General features: G+C 54.7%; 20 protein-coding genes and 1 tRNA gene. 8 read left to right on the top strand and 13 right to left on the bottom strand.

Annotation, left to right across the window (positions count from 1 at the left end):
• Window positions 1-189: 189 nt before the first annotated feature.
• Entirely contained in the window at window positions 190-1,092 is a 903-nt protein-coding gene (locus OSO_RS0137385) for an SAM-dependent methyltransferase (RefSeq protein WP_040593869.1), read from the bottom strand.
• A gap of 279 nt (window positions 1,093-1,371) precedes the next feature.
• Window positions 1,372-1,674: an acyl carrier protein gene (locus OSO_RS46685; RefSeq protein ID WP_157606030.1), complete on the bottom strand. Its 303-nt coding sequence runs from the start codon at window positions 1,672-1,674 to the stop codon at window positions 1,372-1,374.
• A gap of 358 nt (window positions 1,675-2,032) precedes the next feature.
• Between OSO_RS46685 and OSO_RS0137400 the strand changes: the two genes are divergently transcribed.
• From OSO_RS0137400 to OSO_RS0137425, 4 genes are all read left to right on the top strand, one after another.
• On the top strand, window positions 2,033-2,803 hold the full coding sequence (locus OSO_RS0137400; protein ID WP_010587874.1) for a DUF6134 family protein: 771 nt from the start codon (window positions 2,033-2,035) through the stop codon (window positions 2,801-2,803).
• 144 nt (window positions 2,804-2,947) lie between these two features.
• Complete coding sequence (locus OSO_RS0137405) at window positions 2,948-3,805, top strand: hypothetical protein (RefSeq protein ID WP_010587875.1); 858 nt, start codon at window positions 2,948-2,950, stop codon at window positions 3,803-3,805.
• A 122-nt stretch (window positions 3,806-3,927) separates the two neighbouring features.
• On the top strand, window positions 3,928-5,148 hold the full coding sequence (locus OSO_RS0137415; RefSeq protein ID WP_010587876.1) for a beta-ketoacyl-[acyl-carrier-protein] synthase family protein: 1,221 nt from the start codon (window positions 3,928-3,930) through the stop codon (window positions 5,146-5,148).
• A gap of 216 nt (window positions 5,149-5,364) precedes the next feature.
• A tRNA-Leu gene (locus OSO_RS0137425) sits at window positions 5,365-5,449 on the top strand.
• Between the two features lie 105 nt (window positions 5,450-5,554).
• Here OSO_RS0137425 and OSO_RS0137430 read toward each other — a convergent pair.
• From OSO_RS0137430 to OSO_RS0137495, 11 genes are all read right to left on the bottom strand, one after another.
• Window positions 5,555-6,745, bottom strand: a complete 1,191-nt coding sequence (locus tag OSO_RS0137430; protein ID WP_010587877.1) for a tyrosine-type recombinase/integrase — start codon at window positions 6,743-6,745, stop codon at window positions 5,555-5,557.
• A 68-nt stretch (window positions 6,746-6,813) separates the two neighbouring features.
• Window positions 6,814-7,065, bottom strand: coding sequence for a hypothetical protein (locus OSO_RS0137435; RefSeq protein WP_010587878.1), 252 nt, complete (start codon window positions 7,063-7,065; stop codon window positions 6,814-6,816).
• Window positions 7,066-7,160: 95 nt separating this feature from the next.
• Window positions 7,161-7,766: a hypothetical protein gene (locus tag OSO_RS0137440; protein ID WP_010587879.1), complete on the bottom strand. Its 606-nt coding sequence runs from the start codon at window positions 7,764-7,766 to the stop codon at window positions 7,161-7,163.
• Between the two features lie 310 nt (window positions 7,767-8,076).
• The gene (locus OSO_RS52350) at window positions 8,077-8,199 is read right to left on the bottom strand and encodes a hypothetical protein (RefSeq protein ID WP_261340401.1); all 123 of its coding nucleotides are present in this window, start codon (window positions 8,197-8,199) and stop codon (window positions 8,077-8,079) included.
• Between the two features lie 4 nt (window positions 8,200-8,203).
• Entirely contained in the window at window positions 8,204-8,431 is a 228-nt protein-coding gene (locus tag OSO_RS0137450; RefSeq protein WP_010587880.1) for a hypothetical protein, read from the bottom strand.
• 513 nt (window positions 8,432-8,944) lie between these two features.
• Entirely contained in the window at window positions 8,945-9,772 is an 828-nt protein-coding gene (locus tag OSO_RS0137455) for a protein-tyrosine phosphatase family protein (protein ID WP_010587881.1), read from the bottom strand.
• 103 nt (window positions 9,773-9,875) lie between these two features.
• Window positions 9,876-10,355, bottom strand: coding sequence for a hypothetical protein (locus OSO_RS0137460; RefSeq protein ID WP_157606033.1), 480 nt, complete (start codon window positions 10,353-10,355; stop codon window positions 9,876-9,878).
• 481 nt (window positions 10,356-10,836) lie between these two features.
• Window positions 10,837-12,501, bottom strand: coding sequence for a YfjI family protein (locus tag OSO_RS0137470; RefSeq protein ID WP_083843073.1), 1,665 nt, complete (start codon window positions 12,499-12,501; stop codon window positions 10,837-10,839).
• 374 nt (window positions 12,502-12,875) lie between these two features.
• Complete coding sequence (locus OSO_RS0137485) at window positions 12,876-13,163, bottom strand: helix-turn-helix domain-containing protein (protein ID WP_010587885.1); 288 nt, start codon at window positions 13,161-13,163, stop codon at window positions 12,876-12,878.
• Window positions 13,151-13,390: a hypothetical protein gene (locus OSO_RS0137490; protein ID WP_010587886.1), complete on the bottom strand. Its 240-nt coding sequence runs from the start codon at window positions 13,388-13,390 to the stop codon at window positions 13,151-13,153. Before OSO_RS0137490 ends, OSO_RS0137485 begins: the two co-directional genes overlap by 13 nt.
• Before the next feature lie 68 nt (window positions 13,391-13,458).
• On the bottom strand, window positions 13,459-14,694 hold the full coding sequence (locus tag OSO_RS0137495) for a hypothetical protein (RefSeq protein WP_010587887.1): 1,236 nt from the start codon (window positions 14,692-14,694) through the stop codon (window positions 13,459-13,461).
• An 809-nt stretch (window positions 14,695-15,503) separates the two neighbouring features.
• Between OSO_RS0137495 and OSO_RS0137505 the strand changes: the two genes are divergently transcribed.
• From OSO_RS0137505 to OSO_RS0137525, 4 genes are all read left to right on the top strand, one after another.
• Window positions 15,504-16,367 (top strand): hypothetical protein, encoded by an 864-nt coding sequence (locus tag OSO_RS0137505; protein WP_010587888.1) that lies wholly within the window; start codon window positions 15,504-15,506, stop codon window positions 16,365-16,367.
• The gene (locus OSO_RS50265) at window positions 16,354-16,911 is read left to right on the top strand and encodes a hypothetical protein (protein ID WP_010587889.1); all 558 of its coding nucleotides are present in this window, start codon (window positions 16,354-16,356) and stop codon (window positions 16,909-16,911) included. Before OSO_RS0137505 ends, OSO_RS50265 begins: the two co-directional genes overlap by 14 nt.
• A gap of 2 nt (window positions 16,912-16,913) precedes the next feature.
• On the top strand, window positions 16,914-17,375 hold the full coding sequence (locus tag OSO_RS52830) for a DUF7689 domain-containing protein (RefSeq protein ID WP_449329012.1): 462 nt from the start codon (window positions 16,914-16,916) through the stop codon (window positions 17,373-17,375).
• Window positions 17,376-17,657: 282 nt separating this feature from the next.
• Window positions 17,658-19,118: a hypothetical protein gene (locus OSO_RS0137525; protein ID WP_010587890.1), complete on the top strand. Its 1,461-nt coding sequence runs from the start codon at window positions 17,658-17,660 to the stop codon at window positions 19,116-19,118.
• Window positions 19,119-19,358 lie beyond the last annotated feature (240 nt).

Below are 19,358 nucleotides of genomic sequence, written 5' to 3' on the forward strand. Positions count from 1 at the left end.
AGAAACTGAGCTCGGTCTCCGCTTTGACTGAGATCGCAAGAGGCGTTCCCAAGCGGGAGCTTGGGAACGAGGATAACTTCAAAATCGGGAGCCTGGGAACGAGGCTGAACTGTACCGCGTACTTAACACGCAGTGGCGTCGCTCGAATTGACTCGGGCTGAATCGGATTGGTTCCGCAGCGAAAACGCTTCAGTCGATTTGTTTTCGCGGTTCATTCCAGCGGCGGAATCCGATTCGGAGCAGTCCGGCGTATTCAGAGCCAAAAACGAACGAGCTGAGTTTTAGATACCGCACGAACCGGTTGTAAGTATCCATGTCGACGATTTTGAGTGCGTCGGCCTTACACGCGATCAATTTGCGGTACCAGATCTGGCACGTGCGGAAATACTGTTCTCGATCATTGCGGAGATTCACCACTTCGAACAGGCCATCACTGGCCGCGATGATGTCGGCGAGCGTCGGCAGGACCGATTCCGGGAAAATCTCTTTGAAGAAGAACTGCGTGTCGGCTTGTTCTTGAACGTGCTCAACATCGACGTTCGCGTACGCGATTGTTTGCAGCGACAGGCGGCCGCTCGGCTTCAGCCACTGATGGCACTTTTTGAAGAATTCGCGATAGGCCGCGATTCGTTGTGAGTCCGGCCATTCCGCCTTCGCGAAGTGCTCGAACGCACCGACGGAAATCACTCCGTCATAGGGGCTGTCTGGTTGGTGGTCGAGCCAGCTTTCGATGCGAATGTCGACTCGCGGATCGGGACGCTCTTCGCTCCACTCGGCCTGTGCCGTGCTCAGCGTCAAGCCGGTGGCGTGACCGACGCCATGCGTTTCGACGAGACGGCGGACAAGAGCCCCCCAGCCGCAGCCGACATCCAGAATTCGCTCGGCACCCTTTGCGCCGGCTTGCAATGCGTGATAGTCGAGCTTTCGGAGTTGCGCCTGTTCCAGCATTGAGTCCGGTTCATCGTCCTCCCACAGCGCGCAGGAGTAACACATGGTCGGATCGAGCCACAGTTCATAGAAGGCGTTTGCAACGTCGTAGTGTTGTCGAATGGCTTCAGGTGAAGCGCCGCGGCGCGTCGTGGCGACTGACATGGTGGGACCTTCTACGAAAGGAACGCACAGAATGAGGTAACGATTTCGAAGGCTGCCGATCGCTCGAACAGGACTCTTCCATGTTCCTGTCGCGGCAAAAATCACGGAGTTCGTTATTCGTTAATTGGCTTTGCGTGCCAAAGCGGAACGTCCGCCGGCTCATGATCGGAATGCGTGGCCGCGCCGCATGACAGCATGTGGCGCGGTGCATTAAGTCAAAATCGAAGTTGCCATGTGGAGGATGACGTCCATCCAGACTCACAGCCAGGGGGGCCAGCGTTACGCTGCCATCTTCTTCTGCGATGGAGCGTCACTGGATTGAGCCGCGTCTTTGGGGTCGTTCACCTTTTGCAGGACGATGTCCAGCAGTTGTCCCACTTGTACGGCGTTCGCCAGTTCTTCGTGGCTGAGCCGAATTCGAAAGTGGCGTTCCAGTTGCATGATCAGGCTGACCATGTCGACAGAGTCGAGCCCCAAGTGCTCGGCCATGTTCTGGTCGTCGGTCAGCGAGTCCAACGTTTCGCCGGTTTCGGCTTCAAACAGCTTGGTCAGTGTTGCGCGGATTTCTTCTCGTGTGATCACGATCTCTCCCGATTTCATCCATGATGGGAGGCCCCCCAGTTCGCGTCGAAAGCGGAGCCTTTTTCCTGCGACGCACGAATCGTTCGACGAACCCGGAATCCGATCCGCCAAGCCGAACAGTCGCAGATGAAATCAACTTTTGGCAGATGTCACAAGACGACTCTTTGTAGAAAATACTTAAATTCGCGTTTTTTTTGCGGAGCGGTCTAGTGGCAAAACAAGAAGTCGCTAGACTTGCCCGCGCATTGTGTCTGTGAAGTGGGAAAGTCAGGAAGACGCACCGCTTCACAAAATGAGGAACGTCGGTCATCGGGCCAGACGTCGTTCCGGCGAACCACGGTGCTTCAGGGAGGAGATCATGTGTCATCGCTGGCTAACAAGGCTCATTGCGTCGACTCGTTTGACGTCATTTCTCATCGCGACCGTGGCGATAACGACAATCGCACAATCTACACTTCAAGTCCGCGCCGCCGACCCGTTCTCTCCGCGTCACAAAGTTGTTCAGGCCAAAGCAACTTCCAGCTCTGAACCGATTGAAATTCGTGAATTCGAAGTCCGAGTCGACAACAAGACCGCCGGCACCCATCGGCTGACAATCAAGTCCGAAGGCGAGAAGCAGGAAGTCGGAATCCAAACCGATCTTCGCCTCGATTTTGTGGTCTACGCGTATGTGTTCAAGTTCTCGGGGACCGAGGTCTGGCACGAGGGGCGACTGCTGCAATCGGACATTCATGTCGAAGATGGCGGAAAGAAACGCGCGTTTTCGCTGAAGTTCGACGGCGACATTCAACAGATTTCGTTCAATGGTAAGCCGGTCAATGGATCGACCAAGGGCGTGATGACCACCGCCTATTGGCAGCTGCCGAGTCATGAAATTCGATCGAAGCCGTTCCCGATCGTTGATGTCGATAGCGGAAAGACTCATCAGGCCACGTTGACCGCAGTCGGTCCGGCGAGTCTGACCCATGCGGGGCGAGCACTTAAATGTCAGCATTTCAAAGTCGATGGGCCATCACCGGCGGAACTCTGGTTCGACGAACAAGGCCGCCTGGTTCGGCAACAGTCGGTCGAAGTGGGGCATACCGTGGAAATCAAACTCAAACAGATTCGAACGGCCCAAAACGAATGATCACGTTCACAATGTCCGATGCGCAGACCTGATCGCTGAACTGTCAGATTCAGATTGCGACAACCTGTCGGTTTCAGTTCCATTCTTTAATTCAATTCCCCTGGGCATTGTTTGCCCTTCATCCTGCAAAGGATCAACGCGTCGATGAACACCACTGCATCGCAGCCACGCGCGTCCGAGACCTGTCGTACATTGGAATGTGAAGTCGTCGCCTATTCGGCGCTTCGCTTTACCCCAGACGACGTGAATGCATTGCGCAAAAAATCCAAGGAACTCCCCGGGGATCTCGGCAATAGCCTGTTGCGCCACACGGACGAACAGACGCTCGCCGCGCTGGCCACCGTCAAAGATGCGATCCAGCAGTTTCCCCAGGCGACATCCGAGTACCGCGATTGGGGCGTCGTCTGTTCCAGTCGCTATTTGGGGCGTACGGCGTTCGCGCAATCACTTGTGAAGTTCGCGGCCGAAGGGCCGTGGAATGTTTCGGTACAGGTCGTTCCGAACCGGTCATTGCACTCACCCGCAAGCATGGTCGGACTGGCGCTCGGCTGTCACGGACCGTGTGTGGGTGTCGGCGGCGGACTCGACGGTGAGACGGATGCCTGGATCACCGCCACATCGCTGCTGGATAATCCCTCGGTCGCTGGGATGTGGATGATCTTTTGCGGCTGGGAACCTGATGAATTAATCGATACCGAAGGCGACGCGCTACGCGAGTCTCGCTGTACGGCACTGGCCGTCGCACTGCAACCACTCACCGCATCGAGTGGCGATGCGCGGATGCGAATTCGATATGACACAGCGGCCCCGACCGACTTGGCCGTTCCTGCCAAGAAGACGGCTCTGTCGCGATTCGATGCATTGCTATCGGGAACGACCAAGCCACTCGTGGCGATGCTTGGCGGAGGACTTCGCGTCGAATGGGATGCCTTGCCGATTCCAATGACGTCGACGATTCCGCTGTCGATCGGGACAAACGAAGAAAAGAAGAAGGCCGCGTAAGTGGGAATGCGACTCGCTTCAATCGACTTGCAGCGTTCAGGAATGCTGTGCATGTTCGATCGAGCGATCGTCGCGATGACTGTGAAACACCTCGTGTGATTCCTCGGTGAAAGTAACGAACGATGACGCAAGATTCGATCTGCATTACGGGAGTGGGACTGACTTGCTCGATGGGGCATTCCTACGACGAATTCACAAACAATCTGCTCTCGCAAGTCTCAGGAATCGAACCGGTCGCGGAATTCGATGTCAGCGATCACCCCAGTCAAATCGCCAGTTTGATCGGAAAGATTCCCTGCCCCGAAGGGTTCGACGAGACCGAGTACTATTCGCGTCTGCGAATTGAGCAATGCGGGATCTGGTGTGCTGAAACGGCCATGCGCCACGCCGGCCTGCAGGACCGACCGTCCGGGCTACGGATCGGTCTGGTACTGGGCTTGGGCGCGGAATGGATGCAAAGCTGGGAAATGGACTATCGCCGTGGCGGTCGTCGGGCATTCGATCCGACCGAAGAGCCCGCGGGAATGACGACCAAGGTTCATCGGTTCCTCAATCTGCGTGGTCCACAACTGACGATCTCGGCCGCATGTGCGAGCGGCAACTGGGCATTGGCTCAAGGCCGCCGCTGGCTGGAAATGGGTTGGGTCGATCTGTGTTTGGCCGGTGCCTGTGATATCGGAGTGACACCGTTGTCGATGGCTGGTTTCGGTAATCTGCGAGCCTTGTCGCGCAAAAATGACACGCCTCACGCAGCCCTTCGTCCGTTCGATTCGGATCGCGATGGAATGGTTCTGGGCGAGGGGGGTGCCGTGTTCGTCCTCGAAAAGACTGCGGCGGCCAAGGCCCGCGGCGCACGCCGTTACGCCGATGTCGCCGGATTCGGGGCGAGCAGTGATGCCTTTCACATGGTGATCCCCTGTCCCGAACCACAGCATGGAATCGCGGCCATGCAGCAGGCCCTGGGCGATGCCAGGATTTCTCCAAGCGAAATCGGTTACATCAATGCGCACGCGACCGGAACCCCGGTTGGTGACATTTGCGAGGCAAAGATTCTTCAGTCGGTTCTCGGTGAGTCCGTCGATCAGGTTCCGATCAGTTCCACCAAATCGCTGACGGGTCACTTGCTGAGCGCTGCGGCGGCGATCGAAGCGGTGGCCTGCCTGACCGTGCTGGATCAGCAGTTGATTCCTCCGACAATCAATCTGGATCACCCCGATCCGGAATGCGCGATGCTTCGTCACGTCCGGGGAAAGCCCGAATCCGTCAATGTTGACGTGACGGTGTCAAATTCCTTTGGTTTCGGCGGGAACAACACCTGTTTGGTCCTGAAAAAGGCAGCCTGAGCGGTTCGTGTTCTCGCTCCTAAGGCTCCTCGCTGTCGTCGATTGAGCGAAATCCATAATTTGAATCGAGTTATGGCTGATAGGGGTTTATGGCGTGGATTGGTCCCTTCGATCGATCCAACCCGCGTGGAATTGTCCTTCCGTCAGAAAGATCCATGAGCGGAAGCTTGACGGAAACGCCTTCCCCGATCATCATTCTCCTCCTGTGAAACGCAGGCCGAAGTGGCGGAACTGGCAGACGCGCTGGATTCAAAATCCAGTGTCCCTCAAAGACGTGTGGGTTCGAGTCCCACCTTCGGCACTTGACAGCAAAAGGACTTACATCAATTCGGTGTGAGTCCTTTTGCGTTTCTGGAAAGTTGTTCCACCTGTATTCCACCTCCAGCGAATCAAATCGTCGCGAGGTTCAGCCAGTCTCACCGGCCTTGAGATTTGGCGGAACGAACAGATTTTTCACTTTGCTGTTGTACCGCCGGGCCATATTTACGTACTCGCGGGTCGTTTCCAGGGATTTGTGCTGCATGAGCCCCTGAAGTTCGAAGAGGTCCATTGATTCCGCGTTCATGGTCGCAAACCCTCGGCGGACGTCGTGGAAGCCATATGGTTTGCCGTTTTTCCCGCCCAAGGGCAGGGGGGATTCGTCCGCCAACTTCGCCGCTGCCTGAATCGCTTGGAACTCGGGCCACAGATCGCGTCGATTCTGGTTCCAGGGAAACACATACTCATCGAAACTGGCCGCCAATGGCCGCAAGTGCGTGATCACAATCTCGTGGAGCGGAATCCTGTCGTCCCGCTTTCCCTTATTTCCTTCGACCTCGGCCCGAGTGACGGCGTACCCTTGCTCCAAATCGATGTCGGTCCACTTCAGCGACAGCAGCTGCGAGATCCGCCAACCGGTCATGTATGCCGTGGTCAAAAGCCCTCGCCACCAGATTGCCGGAGCAATGTTCGGAACTCGGGAAGGACGCTTGGCAAAATCGCAGGCAACGTAGATTGCTGTGAAGTGCTCCGGTGGCATGAATGTCGGAAGCTTCTTCTGTAGCTTCAGCATCCGGACCTTTGGAGCCGCAGCGATGTACTTCCATTCTTCGGCAATGTTCAGGATCGCCCGCACATATCGGAGTTCTTTGTTTACTGTCGCAGGGGAGACCGTCGGGCGCTCTTTCTTCTTCGCAGACTCAGCCGACTGACCCTTGCTGGCCGACTCCTTCAGTCGCTTTGTCACGAAGTCGTCGATCTTGGCAGGATTGATCGCGGTGACGGAGTTGGGTTTCGCGACGCGTTGGAAGTTGTTCAATGCGATCTCAGCGGCCATCCGTGAAGGGCCGTCCATTCGGGAGAGAATCTTCTCCTTGTAGTCAGCCAGCAGCCTCGCCCAGGTCTTCTTTGACTTCGATTGGTACGTACCAGTGACGAGTTCCGCGTGCGTTTTGTCTGCCAGCTTATTGGCTGCCGACTTTCCGATCTTGCCCGGTCCGCAACTCTTCGTGCATCGTTTGCCTTCAGGATCGTTCCAGGTGCAGTACCAGCTCGCCTTGTCCTCGCCGTACTTGGCGACTTGGCTCTTGATCTGGTGAACCCAAGCTTTCTTGTCCATGTTGCAATCTTTGATCGGAAGAAATGCCCCGGCAGCGAAATGCCGACGGGGCGATGGTTTGACTTTGACTAGGCTACGCGCAATCGCTGCTGCGCCTTCTTGATCCGCTTTGACTTTCGCCTGAACTCACGACGCGTCATGGTGACCGAAGTCAAATACTGCAACTGATCCGCCAGGATGTACCCGACCTTGATGTCGATCGGCTGGCCATCACGAAGCGAGCTTGCGGTGTTTGCTGCGACCAGCGCCTCTCGCATGCTGGTGAATGACTTTCCCTCTGAAACGTAGATCGCGACGATGTTTTCTGTCGGCGTGGACATGGGTGTATTCCTTTTGGCGACTCGTGGTCGCGGATTGATAAATGTCTGAAATGTTGTTGGGTGTGGGAGTCGATTTGCTGATTTCGAGATTCCCGCTATGACGCTTTCACGATGATCGAGAGATCGGACTCAGCGAATGCACAGGCTCGAACGATTTTGACATGCTCAAGACATGACAACCGACCTTGAACCAGATGAGCCGAATGCTGGGTGTGTGGCGATTCCACCAACTCGCAGCCGCAGTAATCGCAGATCGGAAGTTGCGCCATCAGTTGGGCTTTGAGCTTGGAACGTTGCTGCTCTTCTTTCCACCGCGCGAGATGTCGATAGCCTTTTGGGGTGATGAACACCCGCTCTTCAGCAATGTTGTCAATCGTGGGAACGTCGCCCGCACTCACCGCGAGTTTTGCGGAATCTCTCACTTGGGAAACGTGTTCCGGACAGGCCAACCGACCGCGAACAAGATTCGCACTGTTGAACCGGCCCGAGTGGTTCACGAGATAACGCCCGCATTCACAGCAGAATGGGACCTGGTTCATCAGCTCGGTTCGTCGATCAATCCGCCGTTGACGACCAGTTCTCTTCGGTGACAGTTGCGGAACATTCAGCTTGTCTGGTGGGCGTGATTCGGAGCGTTTGGCGCGAAACTCGGCCAGAGGTGCCTTACAAACGGTCGCGACGTGCGAGGGTGCGCAGTGCATGGGTATGCACCTTTCCATTCCCCGAGGGATGGGGAAAAGGAAGTCCATGCCTGGACCGGCGCCCTAAGAGCAGCAGCGAGCCGCTCCGATGGATCGTTAGCCTACCATCACGCCCATCCAGGCATGGACTTTTTCTTTCGCTGAGGTTTTTTAGGTTCGCTGTGACTGCCGACGATTTGAGATGTCGACTGATCTCTATAGGGACCGCGAGCATAGCTGAGCCCAGCGACGAAATGCAAGGTCCATTGAATCACTCGAATCGCTCTGTTTGCTCGCGGTCCAGGTGCATGTCTGGCCAAATCGACCAGTGCTACTTCTCCAGGCCCTGGGCGAACTCAACGACGGACTTGTGCAAGTCGCGAGCATTGACGGATTCGGATGGTTGACCAGGGGACAGTTCTCTGACTTCGATATTAATTAGCTGGTTCGTCATCAGATCACTTCTCCAATGTTCGAATGAAGTCGTAGACGGATCGCTTGCAGAAGTAGACTTTGCCACTTCCTCCCTTACGCAAGAGACCTGATTTTACGTGTCTTTCAATCGACGTTCGCGACATGCCACCAAGCAGCTCTTGAGTTTTTTCGAACGACAGCAGACCATCGACTCCGTATGGGAAACCCCATTTCCGATCGGTCGCCGTTTCGAGCTTATGTGTTGTCCGCATACCCCCTCCACAGTCGTCATTGATCACCCTTGATCGCACACGATTAGCGATCGTTACTGATGTTGATGAGATCGCCCTTCGGCTTGACCCGTGATGAGAGTTTTTCACAAATCTGTGAACAACTTCCCTACCATGACACCACGTGTTTCTAGCTCTATAGACCTCGAGTCGATCTAGCGTTCAAACAACCGATTTCACTGCCATTTGTCGCCATCTGAGTGCTATGACTCTTGGATGTGATCGACTAGGTTTTTGATAAATCCATCAACAACGTCGGCGCTCGTCACGCTCAACAAATTTGGCGAGCAGCTATCACCACAGTTGGAATCTATATTTGACATAGATCAATTGATCTATGTCAAATTTCGACATCGCCAAACGTCCGTTTTCGAGCATTTACTCTGTGGTGGCCAGGATGGGCCTCTGTAGGCGATTTCGCTTCTGGCTGGCTGTTGTGTCGAGTTGTTAAAGATCGGGCGGTATGGCGCAACGTGGCGAGTCGGCTGGACGCTCTCAGGCAATCTGCCGATCTTCTGCGAGTTGCCGCATGCGTTCAAGGTCTTCGGGATCGAGTCCGAAGCGATCGCGTGCATAGCCCTCGAATGTTCCGTGAGTTCTGGCGTGCAAGCGGTAATCTCGCACCCGCTGGAGGGACTCCATGACAGCACCAAGGTTTGCGAGATGTTTCTCGACAACTGCCTCTTCGCGTCGGAGCTTCGGTAGCTCCTCGAACTTCCAGCCGGGGTGTGGTGATAGGGGATTCTTGGCCTGTGTCGCAGGGATGGGCTGGCACCAATCAACCGTCGATGGTTCTACTCCCATCGATCGCAACGCAGAGTCCAGTCCATCGTGTTCGACGCAGCGATCCAGCAGCGTGATTACATTCCCCTGGCGAACCCCAACCTGGGAGAATCCAGGCTGGCGAGGCATCGACTGCACCACGGCGCAATCGTAATCATCCCTGAGGAGGCCTATCACCAACTGACCGGCGACCGGTGGATGGAACGACAACTGGTCTCGACCTTCACTTGTCGCGCGATGCGAGGACAGCTTTTTGAGCACTGCTCGCAAGGTCAGGCCCGGGGTTTCAGCCAGCAGATTTTCAACCCTCGCCCAGTTCGTTGCGAGTCGCATGTAATTGCAGGCCGTGACAACTGCGAAGAGCATGTTGCCGTGGATCCAGCCGTGAAACTTGCCGTGTGGCAACGCGCGTCGAATGTCGTGCAGTGACTCACCAGCGGCACGTGCGAAGTGCAACGCATCGTTTGAGGCTCGTTCGAACTGCGCGTGTTGCTCACGGGCCTGTAGCGTGAGCGCCAATAGATCCATCGATTCAGTCATGGGTTTTCCCTTTCCGTGGGATCTGCCTCGTAGAAAACCCGCGAGGTTTCGGGTGTTTGCGGGACGCACTTTGCGTAACCCGTTTTTCAGCACACGTTTGTGCTCATTTGTTGCTTGTGCTTGTGGTCGAGTCGTCCGATGCAAGTGCGGTTTTCGAGGTGCTGTTTGAGACCATCTCCCCTTCCCCCACCAACTCTCGCACCCTGTCGATCATGCTTTCGTGAAGGATCGCGTACACGGGGCCAGGGCGTTCGATCTGTTTCTCACGCACCTTGAGCTCGACCATCACCGATCCAACCAGAGGCTTCAAGAAGCCCGCTTCTCTGAGTTTGATACGCAGTTCGGATGCGGGTATCGGTCCATGGATCAGTAGCTTTGCTATCTCGCGAGCGCAGTTTTTCCGGTGATCTTCGTCAACGGTTTTCGGCATGCGTCGCTCACGTCTCTTCTTCTCGCGGCGTTGTCTGGCGCGATCGATTCGAGCTCGCTCACGGAAAAACTCCGGGCATTCGACGGCGATGTACGTTTGAATAAACGCTTTCAGTAACTGTTCACCTGGATCACTCCTCGGTTGTTTTTTCATGATCGCTCCTTCGGCGGTCTGGTCGTTGATTGTGGGAGTCGAATCGCAGTTTCGACGGTCGCGATGATTGCGCCACAGATTCGACAACATCTGCGTCGAATGGACATCGATCCGTTCTCGTGGTGTCGCACGTCGCGACTGTCGGTCATCCCGTTGCACTGCTCGCCGTTGCGCACCGCCTGACATCGAAAGCCTCGATGCTTCGACATTCGTGGCATGATCACCTCCAACTGCTGTGACGGGATCGTCGAGTTCGTCTTGGCCCCGCGCCAGCGATATCGATCACTGGTCGTGAGTTGCCTTCTGTAGTGACGACATTGCGCCAACCGCAGGCCCCGCATTTCCAATGATCTGGCCCTGCTGGGATTTGATGTGATGCGCCACAGCCGCTACAGGCCGTCGGCAATGTGAACAGATGCTGTTCGCTCATGCGTATCTCCGCTCGCGAATTTGTGTATCTAGTGAATTGTGTGTACGGGTTCTAAGAGTCCATTCCGTGGACAATGGGGTTCACAGAGAAGGACTCCGAAGGCTTTCTGCCTGGTCCTTGCGCGATCTGGTCCAGTTGTCTGAGGTATCCATTTTCGACGAGTCGTTTGAGGGCTGGGTCGAGCTCGTCGGGGTCGTTCACACGACGGCGAACAATCTGATGGAGGCCCCTCCTGGTGAACATATCCCAGTTGTTTTTCTTGATCACCTTCAGAATGTGCTCAGCCATTGCGAAGGATTCGTCGCGGCCCATGACGGTGAAGGCTCGGGCGGCGTGGGAGCGGAAGTATTGGCCAATGCTAATCGCGGACTGCATTACTTCAGCATCGATTTCCAACGGAATCGAGGAGCGTTCAGAGTGCTTCACGACATGCAAAATTCCAGCGATTCGTGCGACTGCTCCAACGAGCTTTCCTCCCCAGTCCGTGACGGTTGCCATGTCTCCGAAATCACCGAGCGCGTGCTCGATTTCGATCATGTATTTCTTGAATTCAGAATAGGCGTCATGGGACAGTGTCAGGGTCGCTGGAATCCAGTCACCGCTGTCAGTTGTTTGGGGTTGAATCTCTAACAGCGATCGCATGACTCTGTCGTATTCAACTTCGACGCAAGGATCGATCTCGTCGGGATCAATCTTTCGATTTCCAAGAGTCGACGCTGGAAGCTGATAAAGCAGTCGCCCCAGAAGCCCCCTGCCACGAAAGCCTTTTTGCCCCATTAATCCCCTCAGGACTTCTTCCTGAACACAGAAGCCGAGGGACAGCATTGGTTGCTTGATAAGTTCAGATGGTCGATTGCCTCGATCTACGCGGTACTCATCTCCCGAATGAGACCTGAGGAAAATTCCGATGTTCGCAGACCCCTTGCTGTACCGGCCTGCCATGATGTCAAACAGATCCCCCTCGGCTGCGAGGACACCCATTCGGCCACCGTTTTGAGCCATGCGGGTAGCCAGGCATTCAGGGGTGATGTCATCTGCCAGCACACGCGGCTCGGAGGGAATGACACAGGCCGCAATTTCTTCGTCGAGTGCCTGAAGCTCTCGCAGGAGCATGTCGCGATCCGATGGAGACTTGGCAATGTCATCCACGAGCCTCGCACGAAGCTTCGTCTTGATTTCATGATCTGATTTCGCCGCTCGGATCGGTTGAGCCAGCGCCTGCAAATTCCTTTCTTCATACCGCCTCAGGGGCGATGCGATTCGCGCAAGAACTGCAGACTTGCGATTCGCTGGTTCAAGAATGCTGATGATGTAAATCGATAGCTGTTCAATCCACCCTCGCCGGATCTCAACTCGATATTTGCCCTGCAACGCAATCGCACTCGCTGCCAGGAACATCCCGCCGCCAAGATCGTTCGGGGTTTGAGTGAACTCAGCAAGATCCCTGATAAACGGCGAAATGCTGCTCGGAAGCGACTCCACAGGAAACGGTGGAACCGTTCCGGAATCGAGAGGGGTTGGTTTACACCAATCTCCAGACCCGTACACAGAATTCACCGAATCCACAGAATTCGATGTCGCCGAGGTGTTTTGTGAATTGCGTGAATTGCGTGTACGCAAGCCGGGATTGCTCAGTTGAGAATGGCCCCCCAACTCGCCGATGCTTTTTGCGCCTCTATGTGACGCGCTGATTGAACTCTCTTCTACCGTTGACATAATAAATCACGTCCCTTCCATGGACAGCGTTTGCATGCGAGCCCGGTTGATTGCACCCAACCGGGACCTCGCGAAACCAAATCAAAAACCATTCACAAATGTCACGAAGTCATCGCCGCCGATGGTTGGAGTGCGGCACTCACGCGAGAGATCGCGATACTCCATCTCGTCGCAGGCTGGGCATCGGGCGCGAAACTCTGAAACAAACAGCGCCGTGCAGAAGACCTGGTTGTGCGTCTGCTCGCCACATTTCCGGCACAGATGCGGTATCGCTGTATTCTGCGGTATGTCCTGAGCCTCTAGCCCGATACGACGCCTGAGCCACAATCGAATGCAGGCAGCGCGAGCCTGATGATGCGCAGGTGAATACGACATCAGATTCGTGCCTCCGATCGCTCGCGATTGAGATACGCAAGCAAGTCTTCACGCGTATAACGAATGCGCCGACCGACGATGGTCGAGGCTCCGATCCGACCACGACGGCGTTCATCACGCAGTTGATGTGATTCCAGGTCCATCAGTTTCGCTGCCGTCGGCTCATCGAATGCGATGCGATTGCCTAGTTCAGCTTGATCGGCGCTGAACTTCGCGAGCGCCTCGATCGCTGCGGTCTTCAGAAGTGCCTGCAGTTCGTCTGGAGAGAGGATCACTACCGCTGGCATGTGGCGGCCTCCGATTCGGGAGCGAGCCACCCAAGTCGCTGGAGCTCTGCCGCGATGATTGCGACGTCAGACTCGGCGACAGTGCGATAGATACCAACACGCTGGATGCTGATTGCATCGTTTGTGTCGAGAGAGTCGATGACTCGTCTCATTTTCCAGGCAGGAACAATTTCACCGCCATGCTGCCGATGAATTGACTCGGCGACTTCCGTGATTGTGAGTCTCATTTCGTCCTCCAGTTTGTGTGCGTGAGACACGTGACTGGAAGAACAATAGACGTGAGTTTTGCCTGTTTCTACAGGCTTTTTCGTTGTTTAGATACAGATTGGGGGGAGTCGGGGGTAATGTGGTGTAAACCTGGAGTCACAGCCATTGTCGGCGATGGGATTCCTATCTTTGCGAACGCCGCCTGTTGGATTTTGATCGTTCGTTGTCCTTTCCCTGGTTCGTCATCACGTGCAAGTCGGTCGCGAATGAGTGTCTGCATATAGTTTGTCCATCCGCTGTCACTGTTGTAGGTCTTGCCGTGATTCTTAAAGTGTTGTCGAAGGACTTTTTTCTCGATCCAACAGGTGTAGCCTTCGTCACTGACGATGGGGATGTTGTTCGTCCCCTCCGTGCGATTAATCGCCGTCAATATCGATCCAGTGTCATCGCCCAACGTCTTAATGCGCCCGTCACCAGACTCGATATAAGTCGCATTTACGGCTGGATGTGATGCGATGATGTGGTCGTTGCTGACACCGCCGTCTACGCAATCTTGCAAACGGTAGCGTTCTTCAAGCAGTTGGGGATACGCGTACGTCCAAGGCGCAGCCGTTGCGCACAATTCTTGTAATTCGTCGATCATTTGGGAAAACACGGGCTCAGGAAAATTTGTCGTGAGCAACTGAACTTTCTCGTCTATCAGAGCATGAAGGCCGATCAACGAAACTGCGAATTCTTGCATGTCGAAGGAATAATCGTCGTCAGTCAATCGTTTCAGGTCAGAATAGCTAGGCACACGCCCGTGCCTAGCATCCCGCAGGTCTGCTGCAGTCAAAAGCTTGTGCCATTCTGGGCCATCGTTTAACAGGAGCCTTACGCCGTCTACGGAAAATTCTAGAGCGACTTGATTCACAATCTGGCTGAGCTTTATTCCGAAGTCCGTGAGTATTTCCCATCCATCTGACGTGTCCGCATTCATTTGACGGCAAGCCCGGAAGAGCGAGCAAACGTCCCGAAGGTTTCTGACTGCAATAAGTCGAGACTGCCGATGGGAATCATTGAACAGGCGCAGTTGGCATGACACCAAAGCGGTGTAACTCTTCTTGAGATCGTCGGCGTGCAATTTAGGAACGGATTGCAGCAACTCGAGGATTTCAAGAACCGCTTCACTGCATTGCGTTTCACGGGCAGATGCGAGAGACGTAATGGATTGGCCACTATGCCATCGAGCAGGAGCCTGCTTAATAGCTGAAGCGACCGCCTCGACTGAACTGTCGCCGCCGAATGAAGAGTCTGTTGAACTTCCCTTGCGCTTCGCCATCATGCCCTCATCCTTGAATGCTGGCCGCACCTGCAGGGTCGAGGGGATGAGATCCTCGCTACCCTGCGGGTGCCGATTTCACCGCGCGCCGCTTCGAATCAGCTCGCGGACCAGTGAGGCGATAATACGCATGCGAAAGAGCTTGTCTAGCGCCGATTTCGCAATGCTGGCCGATCGCAACCACGAGTGCCATTCAAGGAGAATCATCGCCGCAAGCGCGCCGGTGAATCAGCAGACGATATGGGGAAAGGAGATGTGGCGATGACGCGAGCGAATGCGTAACGGGAGCAATGTGATTTCGAGAATTACGAGATTTTCGACATCCGTGATCCTGTGCCGAGTGGGCCGACGACTGACTCCATGGATCTGCGTCCTATCGCACCTCGTCACGACGCGGCATCGACGGAGCTTTGTGGGACTCGCTCCAAGCGTCGAGGCAGTGACGACCGTTCTGTCGTGTCCATGCGTTCGCCGGGCAACGACTCAAGTCCCTCGTCAGAAATCGTTCACCACGGGTCTTCCAAACGTTTGGAAACTACGGCCAGATTGGCGTCGCGGGGCCAGCCAGTTCTGCTATTGTCCAACCTAGCTTGCGATTTATGGATTCGATTCCGATTTGAGCGGGTTCAGATGACAACTCCCCAAAGTATCCGAGTTTTGCACATCGTTTGCGGAGTCGAGTCTTGCTGATCTCGTCGCGTTAAACATGACGCTGAAGCGACGTTCGGTGTCGATGAATTTCGCGAAACGTCACTTGGTCACTTTGCCTTTTCCGCAAATTATCCGGAGCTGGAACCCATAATCGACCGCTTGTGCGTCGGCAAGATTGGCTGATTCTGCATGATTTCGCGTCGCAATCGGTTTGGTTCGATCCGTTAGAGGCGGTGATCTCTCTAATGTGCCTTGTCCTGAGTTGCGATCAACTCTACGATTTTCGTTACGGTTCTCGTTTTATTTCGGCTGAGACTCAAAAAATGTCGGTCAAATTCCGCATTCCGCGTGACCATTACTCTGATTTCGAACGTATCAGCGAACTCGGGCCTGACATTTTAAAAGCAGTGGTGGAACTCTGGGCTTCACTCCCAAAGCTGCCGTTGACGTCCGTAGCTTTGCGTAGAACTTTGAAAAATATCGTTCCCGGTACTACGACCGCACAAGCTCTGGTTCGTCAACTCGTGGCGCTGAGCCATCTGATTCGGCAGAGGGATCTTTCAGTTGAGGATGTGATCGACAGCCTCAACGAAGGTATTTCGAACAACAAGGACTGGAGCGTCGAGCAGCGTGCTTCTTGGGCTTTGTGCGAGCCAGCAATTCGACAACTGCTCGTAACAGATGTGGTTAGGGTCGTCTCAAAAGCCAGCGACTTGGCCTATGACCATGCAAACCTGTTTCAGGGAGCGAGAATCGTTGCTGACGTAAGGCCGGTGTTCAACGATTTCGAAGACAGCAATATCGCGATTAATGGAGCGATCGTGTCGTTCACCATGCGACTTCATTACGATAATCGGTCAGGTGATAATGGCTTGAGTTTGGCCCTCGATGAGGGAGATATCTTACTGCTGAAGGAACAATGCGAAAGAGCAATCGAGAAGGCGAAGTTTGTGCGGGATTTCATGGAAAAGCAAGGAAAGATTCCAACGGTCATTTCTGGAGAGCAAAACGATGACGACGAATAAACCGTCTACGTCCCTCTTCGCGGGCTGCGAAGAACCTTTTCCATTCTGGGATCTGGAGAACAACGAGTATCGTCAATTCGATGAATCAAAAGACGCAGTAAGAAAGGGACGGGAATATTTGAGCGCGGCCGTTTCTCGGCCAAATCAATCTCGTCAAATCTCCGCCATTAAAGAAGGCTACCTCAAGGGCCTTGAATCGGGCATTGCAACATCATCGAATCTGGAGCATGTAGAGAGCGAGAGAGTATGTGCCGAGCGGCCTGTTGAGAAATTTAATCGACTCGCAACGGAATGGCAGGACAATACATGGATGTACTCGTCTCTAACTGAAAAGTGTTTTGACTCAACCTATCTCCAAATAATTGGAATGGGCCGAACCGCCATACCATTCATTTTGGCTGATCTGCAAATTGCACCGAATCATTGGTTCGTGGCACTCTCAGCGATAACCGGCGAAGATCCGATACAAGTGGAACATCAAGGAGATCTGTCTTCTATGACAGAAGATTGGTTAGCCTGGGGACGTTTGCATGGATATCTCTAGTTGTGTCTTCGGAGTCAACGAAATTGCGGAGCCTCGAAGCGATATTTCCAAATCTTGCCACGACGCAATATTCCAGAACGAGCAATCCAACACGTCTATATAACTGCATCGCATGGGCTGCTGGAGTAAATGACAAGTGGTGGTGGCCTGGGCCCAAAAACTTCGGATTTTGGCCCAAGGGAGTCCGTCGGGAGGAGACAATCGACGCATTTATTGAGGCGTTCGCAACACTCGGATATGAGATTTGTCCAACTCGCGATCGATTCGAGCCAGAATTGGAAAAAGTAGCGATTTACACACGAGCTGGAATTCCGACGCATGCCGCCCGCCAACTGCAAGATGGGATGTGGACCAGCAAGTGTGGCGATGGGATTGATATAAGTCATACACTGGAAGGCTTGGCAAGTCCTTATTACGGAAGAGCAACGGTGTATTTGTCTCGGCGTAGGGTCGAATCGTGTTGATATGATTTGCCCCCCCGAATTCTGCATGGCTGGTTTGACGACGGATTCAGTTTCTGCGAGCTACGAATTAGACTCGCCCCTGCAAGCATCGCGTCTTGAACCTCCTTCGAATGGATTGCTGTAGTAGAGTTTTCTGAATTCAGGAAACCCTCTTTCTGGTCACATTCACACGGTCAAAAGTGACCTCGTACAGGGCCATGACATAAAAACGAATCCGTAGAGTTTCGGTACAATAATGCCACTGGTGTTATGGATCGCAGGACTCTACGAAAGGATTCGGAAATGGCTATTGGATTGGGCAACGGACTGCCACGACAGCGACCTCAGACATTGGGGCAATCGGGCCCCGCAGATGCATCGAGCCCGGCTAATGCTAATGGCCCTAAAATGCGATTGCCGCAGCGACGTCCGCAGACTCGCCCAACGGGTTCGTCAAACTTGCCAGATGGCGCTCAGGTGTTGCCGATTTATGGGTCGCGGCCAACAGGCCCAATGGGTGGCGCAACGCCAATCCCAAACCATATTCCTGGCCAAGAACAGCGTCAGTTGATGGGGGCACAATCAGGCCCACCGAGGACTCTGTTACCTGACTCGGAATTGCCGCCTCCGGGCCCCGTGCATCCGTTGCGAACGCCAGCACATGCTGCCTATGACGCTGCTCGCGATCAGCGGATGCAACAGGGGGATTCGTACTCAAGCGGTCTACAGAACGCGCAGGCGGCTCCATACCAGCGAAACCTGAAGACGTACAACTCGATGGGGCAGCCCGCTCCTCACATGACGGACGTTCGCTCTCGCGCCGATGCTGCCATCGCAGGTGGATCGGTCGGTCCACGACCAGCACCGCTTACTCCCTCGCAGGCAACAATGGTTGCAGCTCGAGGACAGAACCTTGAACTTCCATCTCTCTACAAGCCAGATAACGCTGCGCCTGCACCGAAGCCCTACGCTTTGGATGGAACTTCCGGCGGGAGCGGACCGAACGGCGAACGGCTTACGATGGGTGGCTCGGCTCAGTGGAAGCAACAGTTACTTGATGGATCTGCGACGGTAACGGCCGGTGTTCGGGGGGCCACGCCTAAGTTCACAGAAGGCAATACGTTCATTTCCGACAACGGCACGAAAGATGGAATTCCTGTGAACGTGCGATTCGACCCGAGTCAGGGAAACCTGCAACTCGTTGGGCAACGCACAGATGGCTTGGTGTCGGCGGGAAACGGCATGGTTCGTGACCCAAAGACTGGGGCGATCATTCGCGATCCAGGTCTCGAAAAGGCAGATACGAAAGCAGCGATGCGCAAGCAGACTCTGGAAGATCAACGAGTCCTGAAGGCTGGTGCGAACAATCCCGTGTTTCGTGGAAGCCCGCGATACATTGCGGCTCAAGGTCGGGCGAAGGCAATGGCAGAGTTGATTGCAGGTCCTGCTCGTCAGCAGAAGATGAAAGAAGAAATCGCCATGCAGGCGCATAGGCACGCGATGGAACAGCGTGAAGCCATCAATCAGGCGAAGATCGCGGAGAGGAATCGACAGATGGCACCTGGGCTGTTCAGTGGTGGCGAAACTGCGATCCGTCGGATTGAAAATGAATTGGGTGGTCCTTCGGGTGTTGACGCAACACAGTATGACCCGACTGCACCGCTGCAGCTCCCGGCTAAGCGACCAGCGAATCAGCCTCGACCATATCGGTCGTTCTGGGATTCGTTTGGTCGTGGACTCGCAAATGGGCTCAGCGGTGGCTGAAGTCCGCATCACGAAGTTCACCACTATGTGAACCCCTGCTGTTCGGTGATCGTGACGACGGTCAAGTCTTGGCCCCAGCGATTCCATAGATCCGTTGGGGCTTTTCGGTTTCAGATTCAAGGATGATTTGATGGCGGCCCAAGGCGACATTGAAATCGACGAAGAAGAGGATGATGCCGAGCAGGATGTCTACATGCCTACACAGCTCGAGATTGAGCGAGCGTGTGCTGCGATTCGCGC

This window comes from Schlesneria paludicola DSM 18645 (assembly GCF_000255655.1).
Classification (GTDB): domain Bacteria; phylum Planctomycetota; class Planctomycetia; order Planctomycetales; family Planctomycetaceae; genus Schlesneria; species Schlesneria paludicola.

What these genes read in the sequence shown, in the direction of transcription:
- OSO_RS0137385 (WP_040593869.1), bottom strand. Translation starts at nt 1,092, where the DNA reads ATGTCAGTCGCCACGACGCGCCGCGGCGCTTCACCTGAAGCCATTCGA.
- OSO_RS0137400 (WP_010587874.1), top strand. Translation starts at nt 2,033, where the DNA reads ATGTGTCATCGCTGGCTAACAAGGCTCATTGCGTCGACTCGTTTGACG.
- OSO_RS0137405 (WP_010587875.1), top strand. Translation starts at nt 2,948, where the DNA reads ATGAACACCACTGCATCGCAGCCACGCGCGTCCGAGACCTGTCGTACA.
- OSO_RS0137415 (WP_010587876.1), top strand. Translation starts at nt 3,928, where the DNA reads ATGACGCAAGATTCGATCTGCATTACGGGAGTGGGACTGACTTGCTCG.
- OSO_RS0137430 (WP_010587877.1), bottom strand. Translation starts at nt 6,745, where the DNA reads ATGGACAAGAAAGCTTGGGTTCACCAGATCAAGAGCCAAGTCGCCAAG.
- OSO_RS0137435 (WP_010587878.1), bottom strand. Translation starts at nt 7,065, where the DNA reads ATGTCCACGCCGACAGAAAACATCGTCGCGATCTACGTTTCAGAGGGA.
- OSO_RS0137440 (WP_010587879.1), bottom strand. Translation starts at nt 7,766, where the DNA reads ATGCACTGCGCACCCTCGCACGTCGCGACCGTTTGTAAGGCACCTCTG.
- OSO_RS52350 (WP_261340401.1), bottom strand. Translation starts at nt 8,199, where the DNA reads ATGACGAACCAGCTAATTAATATCGAAGTCAGAGAACTGTCCCCTGGT.
- OSO_RS0137450 (WP_010587880.1), bottom strand. Translation starts at nt 8,431, where the DNA reads ATGCGGACAACACATAAGCTCGAAACGGCGACCGATCGGAAATGGGGT.
- OSO_RS0137455 (WP_010587881.1), bottom strand. Translation starts at nt 9,772, where the DNA reads ATGACTGAATCGATGGATCTATTGGCGCTCACGCTACAGGCCCGTGAG.
- OSO_RS0137460 (WP_157606033.1), bottom strand. Translation starts at nt 10,355, where the DNA reads ATGAAAAAACAACCGAGGAGTGATCCAGGTGAACAGTTACTGAAAGCG.
- OSO_RS0137470 (WP_083843073.1), bottom strand. Translation starts at nt 12,501, where the DNA reads ATGTCAACGGTAGAAGAGAGTTCAATCAGCGCGTCACATAGAGGCGCA.
- OSO_RS0137485 (WP_010587885.1), bottom strand. Translation starts at nt 13,163, where the DNA reads ATGCCAGCGGTAGTGATCCTCTCTCCAGACGAACTGCAGGCACTTCTG.
- OSO_RS0137490 (WP_010587886.1), bottom strand. Translation starts at nt 13,390, where the DNA reads ATGAGACTCACAATCACGGAAGTCGCCGAGTCAATTCATCGGCAGCAT.
- OSO_RS0137495 (WP_010587887.1), bottom strand. Translation starts at nt 14,694, where the DNA reads ATGATGGCGAAGCGCAAGGGAAGTTCAACAGACTCTTCATTCGGCGGC.
- OSO_RS50265 (WP_010587889.1), top strand. Translation starts at nt 16,354, where the DNA reads ATGACGACGAATAAACCGTCTACGTCCCTCTTCGCGGGCTGCGAAGAA.
- OSO_RS0137525 (WP_010587890.1), top strand. Translation starts at nt 17,658, where the DNA reads ATGGCTATTGGATTGGGCAACGGACTGCCACGACAGCGACCTCAGACA.